General features: G+C 54.1%; 11 protein-coding genes. 6 read left to right on the top strand and 5 right to left on the bottom strand.

Annotated features, from left to right (window positions below):
- Nucleotides 1–102: 102 nt before the first annotated feature.
- On the bottom strand, nucleotides 103–2,448 hold the full coding sequence (locus ABYK60_RS01080) for a Tex family protein (RefSeq protein ID WP_372870032.1): 2,346 nt from the start codon (nucleotides 2,446–2,448) through the stop codon (nucleotides 103–105).
- Nucleotides 2,449–2,634: 186 nt separating this feature from the next.
- Here ABYK60_RS01080 and ABYK60_RS01075 point away from each other — a divergent pair, with 186 nt between their 5' ends.
- On the top strand, nucleotides 2,635–4,533 hold the full coding sequence (locus ABYK60_RS01075; RefSeq protein WP_372870030.1) for a YfiR/HmsC family protein: 1,899 nt from the start codon (nucleotides 2,635–2,637) through the stop codon (nucleotides 4,531–4,533).
- A 44-nt stretch (nucleotides 4,534–4,577) separates the two neighbouring features.
- On the opposite strand, the gene ABYK60_RS01070 is transcribed toward ABYK60_RS01075, so the two are convergent.
- Nucleotides 4,578–6,635: a TonB-dependent receptor plug domain-containing protein gene (locus tag ABYK60_RS01070; RefSeq protein ID WP_372870028.1), complete on the bottom strand. Its 2,058-nt coding sequence runs from the start codon at nucleotides 6,633–6,635 to the stop codon at nucleotides 4,578–4,580.
- Between the two features lie 145 nt (nucleotides 6,636–6,780).
- The gene (gene greB / locus ABYK60_RS01065) at nucleotides 6,781–7,275 is read right to left on the bottom strand and encodes a transcription elongation factor GreB (RefSeq protein ID WP_372870026.1); all 495 of its coding nucleotides are present in this window, start codon (nucleotides 7,273–7,275) and stop codon (nucleotides 6,781–6,783) included.
- 280 nt (nucleotides 7,276–7,555) lie between these two features.
- On the opposite strand from greB, the gene ompR reads away from it, so the two are divergent.
- The 3 genes from ompR (at nucleotide 7,556) to ABYK60_RS01050 (ending at nucleotide 11,673) form a co-directional block, all read left to right on the top strand.
- Nucleotides 7,556–8,281, top strand: a complete 726-nt coding sequence (ompR, locus tag ABYK60_RS01060) for a two-component system response regulator OmpR (protein WP_372870024.1) — start codon at nucleotides 7,556–7,558, stop codon at nucleotides 8,279–8,281.
- Between the two features lie 15 nt (nucleotides 8,282–8,296).
- The gene (gene envZ / locus ABYK60_RS01055) at nucleotides 8,297–9,613 is read left to right on the top strand and encodes a two-component system sensor histidine kinase EnvZ (protein WP_372870022.1); all 1,317 of its coding nucleotides are present in this window, start codon (nucleotides 8,297–8,299) and stop codon (nucleotides 9,611–9,613) included.
- A 119-nt stretch (nucleotides 9,614–9,732) separates the two neighbouring features.
- Entirely contained in the window at nucleotides 9,733–11,673 is a 1,941-nt protein-coding gene (locus ABYK60_RS01050) for a methyl-accepting chemotaxis protein (RefSeq protein WP_372870020.1), read from the top strand.
- Between the two features lie 33 nt (nucleotides 11,674–11,706).
- Here the strand turns inward: ABYK60_RS01050 and ABYK60_RS01045 are convergent, their stop codons facing one another.
- Nucleotides 11,707–12,180, bottom strand: a complete 474-nt coding sequence (locus ABYK60_RS01045) for a peroxiredoxin (RefSeq protein ID WP_372870018.1) — start codon at nucleotides 12,178–12,180, stop codon at nucleotides 11,707–11,709.
- 153 nt (nucleotides 12,181–12,333) lie between these two features.
- Complete coding sequence (locus ABYK60_RS01040; protein ID WP_372870016.1) at nucleotides 12,334–12,579, bottom strand: hypothetical protein; 246 nt, start codon at nucleotides 12,577–12,579, stop codon at nucleotides 12,334–12,336.
- Nucleotides 12,580–12,878: 299 nt separating this feature from the next.
- On the opposite strand from ABYK60_RS01040, the gene ABYK60_RS01035 reads away from it, so the two are divergent.
- Both ABYK60_RS01035 and ABYK60_RS01030 read left to right on the top strand, forming a co-directional pair.
- Nucleotides 12,879–13,241 carry a nuclear transport factor 2 family protein gene (locus ABYK60_RS01035; protein WP_372870014.1) on the top strand — a complete coding sequence of 121 codons (363 nt, stop codon included), beginning with the start codon at nucleotides 12,879–12,881 and terminating at the stop codon, nucleotides 13,239–13,241.
- A gap of 132 nt (nucleotides 13,242–13,373) precedes the next feature.
- On the top strand, nucleotides 13,374–14,249 hold the full coding sequence (locus ABYK60_RS01030; RefSeq protein WP_372870012.1) for a PfkB family carbohydrate kinase: 876 nt from the start codon (nucleotides 13,374–13,376) through the stop codon (nucleotides 14,247–14,249).
- The last annotated feature ends 4 nt before the right edge of the window (nucleotides 14,250–14,253 follow it).

The raw sequence follows: 14,253 nt of genomic DNA, 5'->3' as shown, positions 1-14,253 counted from the left end.
CCGTTGCGAGGTTTTAAAAAAGCTGAATTTCCTCGATATATTGCATCTCAATAGTCAAAAAAACGCGGCAAGTGCCGCGTTTTTTTGCCAGTAAAGGCTGGATTATTTTTTCATTTTGGCTAAAGCATCTGCAAAGGCATTACCCATGGCAGCATTGATGGGTTGCGGCTTGGCTTTAGGCTGGCCACCCGATTGCGGCTTACCCTGAGGCTTACCACCCGGCTTGCCTCCCTGCCCCTGACGGGCCCGGGGCTGGCCGCTTGGCTGCGGCTTTTCATCCAAACGCATGGTCAGGCCAATACGCTTGCGCTCCACATCCACTTCCATCACCTTCACCTTCACCACATCACCGGCCTTCACCACAGTGTGCGGGTCGCTGACAAACTTGTCCGACAGCGACGAGATATGCACCAGACCGTCCTGATGCACACCAATGTCGACAAAGGCGCCGAAGTTGGTGACATTGGTGACCACGCCTTCGAGGATCATCTCCAGCTTGAGGTCACGGATTTCAGTCACGCCTTCTTTGAAGTGCGCGGTCTTAAATTCACCACGTGGGTCGCGGCCCGGCTTATCCAGCTCTTTGAGGATGTCGGTCACCGTTGGCAAACCAAAGGACTCGGTCACGAATTCCTCAGCCTTAAGGGTGCGGATCAGCTCGGTATTGCCAATCAGGTTGCCAAGCTGCAGCTCGCGGGTCTGGGCAATGTTTTGCACCAGCGAGTAGGCTTCCGGGTGTACTGCCGAGGCATCCAGCGGATTATCGCCTTCACGAATACGCAAAAAGCCGGCAGCCTGCTCGAAGGCCTTGGGACCAAGACGTGGCACCTTGAGCAGCTCTTTGCGGTTCCTGAACTGGCCGTTTTCGTCGCGGTATTCCACCACGTTTTTCGCCAGGGTCTTGTTCAGACCAGACACCTGACTTAGCAGCGCCACCGAGGCCATATTCAAATCCACACCTACGCTGTTTACGCAGTCTTCCACCACGGCTTCGAGGCTGGAGGACAACTGGCTCTGGCTCACATCGTGCTGATACTGACCAACGCCGATGGACTTGGGCTCGATTTTCACCAGCTCTGCCAGTGGATCCTGCAAACGACGGGCAATAGACACGGCGCCGCGGATGGATACATCCAGATCCGGAAACTCCTGCGCCGCCAGTTCAGAGGCCGAGTATACAGAAGCGCCCGCCTCGCTCACCATCACCTTGGTCAGGCCTGGGTGGCTTTCTTTCACGGCGGCAATCACTTCACCGGCCAACTTGTCGGTCTCGCGGGATGCAGTGCCGTTACCCACGGCAATCAGCTCCACCTTGTGCATATTCACCAATGTGGTGAGGGTACGCAGCGACTTATCCCACTGATTTTGTGGCTCATGCGGGAAAATAGTGGTGTGAGCCACCAGCTTGCCGGTGTCGTTTACCACCGCCACTTTCACCCCGGTACGCAATCCGGGGTCCAGACCCATGGTGGCCTTGGAGCCGGCAGGGGCAGCCATCAGCAAGTCGTTGAGGTTGCGGGCAAATACCTTGATGGCATCCTCTTCGGCCTGTTCACGCAGGCGGGAGATAAACTCGGTTTCCATCTGCAGCGCCACCTTGATGCGCCAGGTACCTGTAACCACGGCTTTCAGCCACTGATCCACACTGCTGTCACCCAGTTTCAGACCCAGATGCCCGGCAATAATCACCTCGCAGTAGCTGCCGCTGCCGGGCTCGGCTTCAGGATCGGCCACCATCGCCAGGCTTAAAATGCCTTCGTTGCGGCCACGCAGCATGGCCAGCGCCCGGTGCGATGGCACCTTGTCCAAAAGCTCGCTGTGCTCAAAATAGTCGCGGAACTTGGCGCCTTCTTTCTCTTTGCCGGCAATCACCTTGCTTTGCAGCACAGCCACACCCGAGAGATGTTCACGCACCTGGCGGATGAGCTCCGCGTCTTCGGCAAAGCGCTCCATCAGGATATAACGGGCACCATCGAGCACGGCGCGTACATCGGCAAATCCGGCTTCGGCATTGATAAAGGCGCTCGCTTCGGCGTCGATATCGGCGCTGCGGTTGGCCAGCAGCAGTTCGGCCAATGGCTCGATACCGGCTTCAATGGCGATTTGGCCCTTGGTGCGGCGTTTAGGCTTGTAAGGCAGGTATAAATCTTCAAGGCGGGTCTTGCTGTCGGCACCCAGAATGGCGGCCCTGAGTTCGGGGCTAAGCTTGCCCTGAGCATCAATGGACGACAGGATAACGTCACGGCGGTCATTGAGTTCACGCAGGTAGCCCAAACGGCTGTGCAGGGTTCGCAGCTGGGTGTCATCCAGACCACCTGTTACTTCTTTTCGATAACGGGCCACAAAGGGCACGGTTGCGCCATCGTCCAGCAAGGCGATGGTGGCAGTCACCTGTGCCTCACGGACATTCAATTCTTCGGCGATGATCCGCGCAATATTTGATGTCATCAAGGATTCTCGTACGTCTGTTGTGTAGAAAAACACGGGGAAAAATCATAATGCCCCAAGAGTACCACAGCCACTGGCTGAGTTTCATGCCCGGCGATAATCAAGCGCTTTTACAGGAAAAAAACAGCCTCTCGACCTATGCTTTTATCACTTCCCCAAGCTTTTAAACCATCATTCGGAGCAAGAATGACCCGAGTCGGCAAACTCCTGTATTTCATTGCCTTTTTTATTGCGGCCACCCAGGCCCAGGCGGTGGACCTCACCCCTGAACAGGTCAAGACCGCCTATGTGTTTAACTTCCTCAAGTACATCACCTGGCCGGAGGAGGCCAAACGCAATGAACTTCAGCTGTTGTACACAGGGGATGATGGCAAGTATCTGAATGTGCTCAAATCCTTGGAGCAGCAGCAAATCCGCGGGCTGAGATTGAAAGTGACCCAGGGCAGCAGCAACAGCGCCATCACCGCGGCCGATGTGGTGCTGGTGGATAAGGCCGGCGAGCCGAGGCTTGGGGCCATTAATGCCCAGATCAAAGACAAACCCATTTTGGTGATTGCCGACAACGCCCGGGAAAAGCAGCTGTTCGGACTGAACTTCATCGCCAAAAGCGGCGGTAAAATCGGTTTTGAAATAAACAGATACGGTCTTATTTATCAAAAGCTTGTCGTTTCAAAAGACATAGTTATCCTCGGCGGCACCGAGCTGGATATCGCCGCCATGGTCAAGGATATGGAATCCACCCTGCAGGCCAACCGCGAGCAATACGCCAGGTTGCAGGCTCAGGTTGCCGAGAAGCAGCGTCAGCTGGAGGCTCAGCAGCAACAGCAGCGTCAACAACAAGCCAAGATTGCCGAGCTGGATGCCACCATCACAGAGCAGCGCCAACTGCAGGCCAGCCTGCAAGCCCAGCAGCAGGACATGGAAAAACGCATGGCCGACACCCAGGCCACCTTCAGCCGCCATCAGGCACAGCTGGATGGCAAACAGCAGGAGCTGAAAAAAAAGACCGAAGACATTGCAGCGCTCTCGGCCTCCATCAATGTCAACGAAACGCGCATTCGCGAGCAAAAACAGATACTGGCAAGCTATGAAACCGAACTGGCGCAGAAGGAGCAAAATCTCGCCAGCCAGAGCGAAACCCTCGAAGCCCAAAGCTCCATCATCCAAACTCAAAAGTATCTGCTGTATATCTCCATCGCGCTCATTATCTCCATCAGCGTCTCCATCGTGCTGATTTACCGCGGCGTGCGGATTAAAAACGGCCTGTTCCTCAAGCTGGCTCACAAAAACACTGAGCTTGAAAAAGCCAATACCGAAATTTTGAATACCCGTGACCAGTTGATTAAAAGCGAGAAAATGGCGGCTCTTGGTGGTCTGGTTGCCGGGGTTGCCCACGAGATCAACACCCCGGTTGGGGTCGGCATCACCTCTTCGACCCACATGCAGGAACAGCTGTCGCGCTTTATCAGCCGATACCGGGCCAACGATGTGAACGAAGAAGATTTGGATCTACTGCTGGAGGATCTGACCCAATCCCTCGACCTGCTGGTGCGCAATCTGGATCGCGCTGCCAGACTGGTGCGCAGCTTCAAACAGGTGTCGGTGGACCAAAGCTACGAAGAAGTGCGTACCCTGCAGCTGAAGGAATATATCCGCGAGGTGTGCGACAGCCTGCAACACGAGCTCAAGCGCGGCAAACATCAGGTGCACATTGAGGCCGACCCAAGCCTCAGCTTCAGCTGTGAAGCCGGTGCCATGGCGCAGGTGCTTACCAATCTGGTGATGAACTCGCTGGTGCATGGATTCCGGGACATGAGTGACGGCCAAATCCGTTTCGAATGCTATCGCAGCGGCAATGGCATCATCATCGACTATCAGGACAGCGGCAAAGGAATCGAGGATGAAGCCATCTCCAAGGTCTTCGACCCCTTCTTCACCACCCGTCGCGGCGACGGCAGCTCGGGCCTTGGGATGCATGTGTCTTTCAATATAGTCACCCAAAAATTCGGCGGCGACATTCAGTGCCTGCCCTGCGCCCATGGCGCACACTTCCGGCTAAGTCTGCCGCTGCAACCGCCCGCGTGAACAAACCGACTCTTAATCAAATCAGCTCATAATTAACTTGTTGATTAATCAAACCGATAGCTGAGACCAAGTTCCACAGTGCGCCCCGGCAGCGGGTTGCCGGATTCGCCATCAAAAGCGTAAAAATTGTCTCTGCCGAGCAGATTTTTAAACCGCAGATGCCAGCCAAGTGTGCGCCACTGCCCATGTAAACTGGCGTCCAGGCTGGCAATAGCACTGGCGTCGCCTTCGATATCACCATGCCAGCGGTAGCCCAGCTGCACCCTGGCAAAACTGAGGTCGTGGGCCACAAAGGCCAGCAGCTTAGCCTTTGGCATGTCTTTGGTGGCCGCTTCAGAACCACTGGCAGGCCACACCTGACTCAGGGCGCCACCAAGTTGCCAATCGGCAGCAAACCGCCACTCAAACTCGGCCTCCACACCATAGACCTCAAACCGCTGCGCCGAATTGGCAAAGCTGTTTTTGCTCTGCTCATCCCCTTTATTATCGATGAATTTCAATGGTCGACCATCGAGGGCGCTGTCGGTTTGATTGTAAAAGCCGCTCAGTTTCAGCATCCAGGGGGATTGCAGATACAACACATCCAGCTCGGTCGAACTGAAGGTCTCGGGTGCCAGACTGTTGCTCAGGCCCGCCAGAGCCGCAGCCGGATCGGCGGCATGGGTGCCGACATAATTGCGGGTTTCATCGTTCAGCAGGTATTCCTTCAACCCCGGCGAGCGAAAGGCCGAACTGTACAACGCCTTCAGCGTCCAGCGCTCATTGAGCGCCTTCACCAGTGCCACCCTTGGTGACCAATGACTGAAACTGTCCCGCAGATAGGCGCCGCTGTCGTAACGCAGCCCAGCGGTAAGATGAATATCAAAAAACGACGGAAAAACATCGTGATACTGAAAAAGTGCCCCTCGATATTCCACGCTGTCTGAGGCCTGCCTTTGCCACTCAGGCGCCGAGGTATCGGTTTGTGCCAGCTCCTCAAAGGGCGAGTCAGGCACAAAAAAGCCGCCCTTATCCCGGCGCCGCTCCAATGATGCGCCCAACAGTAATGAGCGCTGCTCCCCCAGCTGCCATTGCAGTTCAGCCTCCAGCAAGCGGGCGTTGGCCTCCACCGAATACTGGCTGAACAGCGGCTCATCTCCAGCCTCAATTTGCGCCCGGGTGTTGTTAATGGCCGTGCCCGCCTCGTCCGAGTCGTTATTCACCAGCCGCACACTGGCCTGCCAGTCATCAAAAAAGGTGTTCTGCCAGCTGAGATAGGCGATGCGGGTATCCCACTGGATTTGGTTTTGTGGCACCGACAAATCGCCCACCCAGTGCTCGCCAAGGCCCAACTGGCGCTGCATATCGATATAACCCACCACAAACTGGCCCCAATTGCCGGGGGCAAAGGCGTGGCGCACATAACCAAAGTGCGCCTGCTGCTCATCGTAGTAACGCTGCAAAGGTGAAAAGTCCGGCCCCACCAAGGCCTGCTCACTGCCCTTATCGAAGGCCTGATACACCCCAAAACTGTTACCCAGGCGGCTCGATAACCTGCCGCTGACCATGGCACGGCGCCCGACTTCATCACCGCCATAGCTGCCATCCAGCTGCACACCATCAACGCCTTCGCTGTCGGAGGTGAGGCTAATCACCCCAAAAAATGCGCTCTGACCATAAATCGCCGAGGCAGGCCCCCGCAGTACTTCCACCTGCTTCATCGGCAGTAATGGCAACTCGTTTTCAATCGGCGCCTTGTTGGCGCGGGCATGGTTCAGCCGAATTCCATCGAGTAGCACCAGGTGTTTGTTATTCTCAAAACTGCCCGCCCGCTGACCACGGGTTTCCAGCACCCGTTCGCCGTAAATGCTGTAGCTGCTGTAACCCGAAGTCACATCCGCCAATCCGGCCAGCTGGCTCGCCCCAAGGGTTTGTAATTGTTCCTGATTAAATACGCTGATATTGGCGGGAGACAGGTTCAGTGGTAAAGACACTTTTGACGATACCGACACCTGAATGTCGGCCAGCTGCTCTATCGACAGCTCAAAAATCGACTGCTCGGCCCATGTGGCAGTGGGTACCATGGCCGCAACGCAACACAGAGCCAACTTGGATGGCTTCATAGCTTCACCCCGGAAAACAAAGGCAAAATCACCCCTGATTTTGAGTATAGAAGCCGCTGGAACGACCAGCATGCCACGACGCTAAGATTCGAAATACACAGCTAAAAAAAGCGGCCAAAGCCGCTTGGTGTTGTTGCCTGTCGGGTTAGTCTTCTGGCTCGAAGGGCTGGTAGCGGATGACGTTGATATACCACTCTTTGCGGCCTGAGGGGGTTTGCACCGATACCTCATCGTCCACCTGTTTGCCAATAAGGGCACGGGCCATGGGGGAATCTATGGTGATGTAGCCTTTTTTGGTGTCAATTTCATCTTTGCCGACAATGCGATAGCGCACGATTTTGCCTTCGTCGTTCTCAAGCTCGACCCAGGCACCAAAGAACACCTTGCCTTCCTGCTGGGGGGAGTAGTCGACAATTTTCAGCACTTCGAGACGCTTAATAAGGTAACGCACCCGACTGTCGATTTGCCGCAGCAGCCGCTTGTTGTAAGTGTAGTCAGCGTTTTCAGAGCGATCGCCCTGGGCGGCGGCCTCCTGCACCTTCAAGGTAATTTCCGGGCGATATTCCTTCCAAAGGTATTTAAGCTCCTTATCCAGAGCTTCCCAGCCTTTGCGGGTAATGAGATGCGCTTTTTCAGCCATGAAAAACAACCTGTTTAAATGCGATATCTGCCCACAGGGTTCCAGAAGCCCGCCGCGCTTGCAAGTCTGTAGCAGCAGACTGCGTTGAGTTTAGCCATCGATTTTACCGGCGCACCGGTGCCACCCACACGGACTGGACTTTTTCTGTACCGCAAACATTCAACGAATGTTACAAAGTCCAAGATGCTTTTTGGACTTAAACTGGCTAAATTTAGGATATTCCGTCATTTTTTCGGTTAGTATGTTGTGGCTGCTGCGGCCACTTTGAGGGGAAGGATACATGGGACAGGAAACTTCCAAAATTCTGGTAGTCGACGATGATATGCGCCTTCGTGCGTTGCTTGAACGCTATCTGGTTGAACAGGGCTATCAGGTTCGTGCGGCGGCCAATGCCGAACAGATGGACAGGTTACTTGAGCGGGAAAACTTCCACATGATGGTGCTGGATCTGATGCTGCCCGGTGAAGACGGTTTGTCTATCTGCCGCCGTTTGCGCCAGAGTGGTAACCCGCTGCCCATCATCATGCTTACCGCCAAGGGCGACGAAGTAGACCGCATTATTGGTCTTGAACTCGGCGCCGACGATTACCTACCCAAACCCTTTAATCCCCGGGAGCTACTGGCCCGCATCAAAGCGGTAATGCGCCGTCAAACTCAGGATGTCCCGGGTGCCCCGGCTCAACAGGAAGAAGAAGTGAGCTTTGGCGAGTTCACTCTCAATCTGGCTACCCGCGAGATGTATCAGGGTAACGAATCCATCTCCCTCACCAGTGGCGAATTTGCCGTGCTCAAGGTGCTGGTCACTCATCCCCGCGAACCCTTATCGCGGGATAAACTGATGAACCTGGCCCGTGGCCGTGACTACTCAGCGCTTGAGCGCTCTATTGATGTGCAGGTATCCCGCCTGCGTCGTCTGATTGAAAAAGACGCTGCCAACCCCAGATACATTCAAACCGTTTGGGGCTTAGGTTATGTATTTGTCCCCGATGGCAGCGCCCGTCGGTAATTTCCGGGTGACAAGATGAAACTCCGCTGGTGGCAGCGGCTGCTGCCACGCAGCGCCTTCAGCCAAACTGTGATGCTGATTGGATGTTTATTACTGATCAATCAGCTTTTCTCCTATGTGTCTGTTGCACTGTATGTCATCAAACCCAGTTACCAGCAAATTAACCAACTGATTGCCCGCCAAATCAATTTCATGTTTGCCGATGATGCCCTGATTGGCCGTGAATACCTCAGCTTGGTAGATGCCCTCAATGCGAAGGTTCATGACGGCAGCATGGAGGTTTACAACCAAAAGCAGGCAAAGGAAGCAGGAATAGAATCCGCGACCTATTACAACCTGCTGTCGGAACAAATGTCCGAGTATCTGGGTGGCAAAGCCGAAGTGCGCATTGCTCAGGGGGAAACGGTACAAATCTGGATCCGGCCGCCGCAAGCGCCCAGCGTTTGGATAAGGGTGCCCCTATCCAGTTTTAACGAACTGGAAATGTCACTGCTGACCCTCTACCTGATGGTAATTGGCGCGCTCAGCGTAGCCGGCGGTTGGTTGTTTGCCCGACGCCAAAGCAAACCGCTGAAAGAATTGCAAAAAGCTGCAATTGGCGTATCCCGGGGGGAATACCCCGAAGCTATTCCTCCCGCTGGGTCCAGTGAGATTGTGGAAGTGACCCATGCCTTTAACCAAATGGCTCACAGCATGCGGATGCTGGAACAGGACAGAGCCCTGATGATGGCGGGCATTTCCCACGACCTTCGTACCCCGCTGACCCGGATTCGACTGGCATCTGAGATGATGGTGGATGAAGACGCCTATCTGCGGGAAGGCATTGTGGCCGATATCGATGATATGAACGCCATTATCAATCAGTTTATTGCCTATATCCGCCAGGATCAGGAGGCTGTATGGGAAAATGGTGACCTCAACCAGTTGGTGACTGAATTGGCGCAGGCCGAGTCCAAACGGGATGCCACCATTGAGTTGGCACTGGGACAATGCGTCGAGATACCCATGCAGGTTATCGCGATCAAAAGAGTACTGGGCAACCTGGTGGAAAACGCCTTTCGATATGGCCGTGGCTGGCTGAGAATTTCGACACGGTTAGAGAAGCACTATCTGGTACTGACGGTCGAAGATAATGGCCCGGGCATACCAACAGACCAAATTCCCAAATTATTTCAGCCATTCACTCAAGGAGACACTGCACGGGGAAGCGTCGGTTCTGGTCTGGGTCTGGCCATTATTAAGCGGATTATCGACCGCCATCAAGGTAAGGTGAAGCTCAGTAATCGGGTCGAAGGCGGCCTCAGGGCGAGTGTGTATTTACCATTGGAGTAACGCCGAAATTGTTTACGGGGCTCAATAAATCCCCGCCTCTATATTGCCAATTTCCGCCTTCATCAAATTGTCATTTCATCGTCATAAGCTGGTGAATATCAGTTTTTGTATGAATCCAGATGAAAATTTCAACTCTGTCTTTAGGCGCTTCGGCACTGCTGTTGGTGCTGGCCAGCTTGATGGCCGCCACCCTGTTATGGACCAGTGAGCGGCGTGCTCAGCTTGAAGATCACAGCTATCGGATTGCCGCATTGCAGCAGGACTTTGTTATTGATGTGCGGCGCCTGCTGGAGTCCTACCTTAACAGCGGCGACGCCAGCCAGTTGGAAGCCGCCCGTAGCAAGCTACAGGATATGAACGCCTCCCTCACCGCCCTGCCCGCCGCCGAGGCATCCCAGTTGGCCGCAACCCTCAACCAATTTGAATCTGACCTCGACAGCAAATACCGCGCCGCCGGTAAATTAGCGGGTAATCCACGCCAACTGCTGGCTCACGCCGAAACGGAGCTGCTCCATTACAACCGCATGTTGGCAAGTTACGCCATTGAAGGGCTAAGCACAGCTCCCGACAAGGCCACCGGGTTATTGCAGGTTTCGGGAGAACTGCCACCGCAGGTGTATGCCTTGGCGCAACAAACCGATGCGTATCTGATTGGCCGTGACAGCAGGCTAAAAAAGGTATTGGAGTCCAGCCTTGGCAGCCTTGAACAATGGCAGCAACAGCTGGCCGCCATCCCCTTGCTCGGACTCTATGAAGCAACGGAGGAAGAAGACCTGTTGCCCGGACAGGATGCTCCACAAGCGAGCGAAAAAGGTGCAGCCCTGGTCGCAGAACTCAGCAGCCTCGCCAGTCGATACCGCCGGGAAATAGACAACACCCATCAGATGCTGGTCGAAAACCAGGCGACTCAAGAGTCACTGCTCGGTGCCATTGCCGCGACTGAGCAAAACCTGCTGGCACTTGGCGAACAGCAACAGGCACAGAGTGATCGGCTCAAGCAGGATATGCAGCTGATGCTGTATACGATGGCGGGCTTGCTGGCACTGTATGCCTGCTGTTATCTGGTGGTGCAGCAACGCAAGGTCGTGGCGCCACTAAAGCGACTCAACCATGCATTTTTGACGCTGACTGAGGCCGGTGAGCGGCAACAGCTTGAGGTGCGAAGCCACTGTGAAACCGGACAAATTGCCGGTCATTTCAACCGGCTGCTGAAGCGCTTTGAAGACGAAGATGAAGCACAGCGCCAGCAGTTCAGCGGCGTTTCGATCACCCTGGAACTACTCAGAGGCCGTATCGCCGCCATGGCGGGCAGCGCCGAGGCTACGGGTGAGATTGTTCGTCAAGCCCAGTCCCGCACCGAGGAACTGAAAATATTGGCAATGGAAGTCAGCGACAGCTCCAATCGGGTTGCTGGCGATGCCAACGCCACAGTAACGCAAATGGCCCAGAGCCAAGCTGGTGCCGAGGCAATGATCCGCGCCACCGACGAAACCCGCGAGGCCGTGGACCATTGCCATCAGGCACTTGGCTGCCTCAGCAGTTCTGTTAGCAAGGTTTCAGGCATCATAGATGTGATTGGCAATATTGCTGAACAGACCAATCTGTTGGCACTCAATGCAGCAATCGAAGCGGCGCGGGCCGGTGAGCAGGGCCGCGGCTTTGCCGTAGTGGCCGATGAGGTTCGCAGTTTGTCGCAGCGCACCCAAAGCTCATTGCAGGAAGTCCAAAAAATCCTCAGTGAACTGAAAGACGCCAGCGAGCAGTTATCCGGGCGGGTAGATGGTATTGATGCGGCAACTCACACCCAAAAGGCTCGGGCAGGCGAGTTGTTGGCGGCAGCCGAAGCGGTGCAGACACAGGCCACAACCATGGCGAGCACAGCAGGGGACGGCGCCAATAATGCCAATGAGCAGCAACTAAGCCTCGATGCGTTCAGTCATGCCATGTCGCGGCTGATGGAGCAATCAGCCCATGCGGTCAGTCAGAGCCAGGCCATTGCGGCCGAAGTGGCGGCCCAGATAAACACCATTGAAACCTCGCTGAGTGGGCGTCCGTGCTAAGCCGACGCCCCGGAAACACAGCAAACCGCCTGATTAAAGGGCGGCCAGCACGACCTCTGCTTTGCTCACTTCAAAACTCTTGGGGGCTTCCACATTGAGCATGGTCACCACGCCATCTTCGACCACCATGGCGTAACGCGCAGAACGCAAACCACCAAAACTACCGGTTTCCATTTCCAGCCCCAGCGCCTTGGTAAAACCGCCATCACCATCAGCCAACATCCTGATTTCTGATGCATTCTGAGCATCGCCCCAAGCCTTCATCACGAAAGCATCATTCACCGATACGCAGGCAATAAAATCAACGCCTTTGGCTTTGATATCATCAGCCAATACCACAAAGCCGGGCAAATGTGCTGCCGAGCAGGTAGGTGTAAACGCCCCCGGAACTGCAAAAATGACAACTTTTTTGCCTGCAAACAGTGCGGCAACGTCATGGGTAACCATGCCATCGTTGGTCAATTCGGCCAACTGACCGGCTGGAAGGGATTGTCCTTTGGTAATCATATAAGTCTCCGGATGGTTGTATACCACCATGCTACGCCTTTTTTACCAAACCAAACACAGAGAAAAATCAGGGATTAAACCCTGTAAAAGACTAACGGCACCCAAGGGTGCCGTCGCATCAATGTCGGCTGACAGAGCCTGTGACCCCTGCGGTTATTCGCCGCGGGCTTTTACCGTTCGTCCGTCGTTACAGGCGTAGGAATCAGTACAGGTATCGGTTACAGTCGGCTCTGCTCTATAGGCAGCAATGCCTTTGGCATTTCCAACCTGACCAGCCACAGCCTGACGCAACTGTGGCTGCATACCATCGAGGTTAGTGTCTTGCAGTGTGCCATTTATATCCTGGTAAGTAAGCCAGGCTGCATACGCGAGAATGGCATAAAATATCTGCCGTTTCATGACAATATCCTTCAAATATATTTAATAACTGCTACTCAGGGGAATGGTGTCTTTTTCCATTCAAGTGGAATTTTGTTCAAAAAAATCAGCAGTTTCAATAGCAGTTTTTTTGACCAGTCAAAAAAGTGACGAAATGGATTGTGTGCAATTTATCATTATCTTAAGTAACAACAGCTTAGAAAGCCGCCTTTGACTGGACAGCCAAAAACTTTTTTAATAATTTTTTTATAACACGCTATTCCAAATAGTTTTCAGTACAGGAGGAATAGTATTTTTCATCTTATTTACAAGGAAATACCATGACTCCGGAAGAGTTGGCGCAAGGACAGCTCATCGCCTATAACGCCCATGACCTCGATGCATTTCTGACTTTTTTCAATGATTCGATAGCGGTTTTCCGGCCACCACAAATCGAACCCGTATTGCATGGCAAGGTTGAGTTTGCCGAGTTTTACCGCCGCGAACGTTTTTGTCTGCCAAACCTGCACGCCGAAGTCACCAATCGCATGGTGTTGGGTAATAAGGTCATTGATCATGAAAAAATCACAGGTCTCAATGAACAGGTATTAGAAGTCGCTGTAGTTTATGAAATACGCGATGGCCTTATTCACACCGTGTGGAGTTTCAGTGCAGACAAGCTCCAGGGTATTGTCAGCATGTGAGTTACGGGAGATTAGCGGCATGAGTGGATGGGGGAAATGTGCCAATAAATTCCGCAACTGTTGATCGAGTACCTACCCGAATTCCTGGTTGACGGGTAACATCCGCTATATCGTTTTTTCGGGATTTTGCCCATGGCCAATATACTTCTGGTAGCCAATTTAAACTGTGATCGCATTTTACTGCTGGATAAGCCGCTTGCGAGTGGTGGCCGATTTCACTACCGAGACGGTGGGCAGCGCCTTGGCGGTGGCGGTGCCAATACAGGTCTGGGACTAGTGTGGGCAGGGCACAGAGTTGCCCTGGTCAGCCAGGTTGGTCGTGACGATATAGGCGACTGGCTGCTGGCAGAAACCAGTACCGCAGGGATAGATTGTCACCTTATTCAGCGCCGCCCGGGTAATACCTGTGAAATGTTGCTGATGATGACCCCCAATGGCGACCGCACCATAATTCGCCCCCAGCGTCCTGTATTTGAACTGCCTGCACCACCCAATTGGCGTCGATGGGACGCGCTCTATATCAATTCATCCGCCGAAGGTGCCGTGAGCTGGGCCAAAACAGCACTGGAACAATGTTTGGTGGTCAGTCAATTGGCTAAGGATGAACGCCAGCGTCCCTGTCATGTCCTGATAACTTCCAGCTCAGATCTTGCAGGGCGCGCTGAAGGCGAGCTGTGGGATTATGCCAGAAGCATCGCCGGTGACAGCCTGCGCCATTTTATCGTGACCGATGGCGCCAAGGGCGCAAAGGCCTACAGCGCTGACGGTGTTATTAAGGTCGCCGCCCAGCCAGCTGAAGTTGTGGATACCACAGGTGCCGGCGATGTATATGCCGCAGGCCTAATCCATGGACTTTTATCCGGCATGACCTTGGCACAGGCAATGAAAGAAGCAGCCATCTGGGGCGCCTTTGCCGTTCAAAGTGAAAGCTCAACACCGGGCGACGCTCTGAAAACATATTTAGATGAAAAAGATGCATGTCATACAACTGTAATCCCGAAAGGTTAGTCTG

It is taken from the genome of Shewanella sp., assembly GCF_041630135.1.
Taxonomy (GTDB): Bacteria; Pseudomonadota; Gammaproteobacteria; order Enterobacterales; family Shewanellaceae; genus Shewanella.
This window is presented reverse-complemented; position numbering and strand designations above follow the sequence as displayed.